We start from the raw sequence: 580 nt of genomic DNA, 5'->3' as shown, positions 1-580 counted from the left end.
GTAACACTGTGGTTGACGCGGATGCGGTTGTCGTAAGCCTTAAAACGCGTTCTTGCCCTGTAGAGCAAGCAATAGAGCAAAGCTTAGCCGCATTAAAATGGCTACAACAGCAAGGCTGTCAGCAGTTTTATTTCAAATATTGTTCAACCTTCGATAGTACGGCTAAAGGTAATATTGGCCCGGTAACCGACGCTTTATTAGCGGCACTCGGTGAGTCTTTTACTATTGTATGCCCTGCTTTGCCAGTGAATGGTCGCACCGTATTTAACGGTCACTTATTTGTACTTGGCGAGCCGCTTAATGAATCGGGTATGCGTAATCACCCGGTAACGCCAATGACCGATTCAAGCTTGGTGCGCTTAATGAATAGCCAGTCGCAAGGAGAAGCCGGTTTAGTCAATTACCAAACCATTGAGCAAGGCGCTGAGGCCATCACTAACCAGTTTGCTGAGCTACAAAGTGCAGGTAAACGCTACGCTGTGGTTGATGCCTTTAATAGTGCACATTTAGCAACCCTAGGCAAAGCGGCTAAGTCGCTAAAGTTAATTACTGGCGGCTCTGGATTGGCAGCGGGCATTGC

The 580-nt window shown here is 47.6% G+C and carries 1 protein-coding gene; it reads left to right on the top strand.

Annotated features, from left to right (window positions below; all coding sequences use genetic code 11):
- Positions 1 to 580, top strand: a 580-nt coding sequence (locus H5079_RS18215) for a four-carbon acid sugar kinase family protein (RefSeq protein WP_182684629.1), incomplete at both ends; no start/stop codon positions are given.

It is taken from the genome of Pseudoalteromonas sp. SG44-5 (assembly GCF_014164175.1).
Taxonomy (GTDB): Bacteria; Pseudomonadota; Gammaproteobacteria; order Enterobacterales; family Alteromonadaceae; genus Pseudoalteromonas; species Pseudoalteromonas nigrifaciens.
Note: the sequence above shows the minus strand (reverse complement) of the source record. Positions and strands in the feature narration are given on the sequence as shown.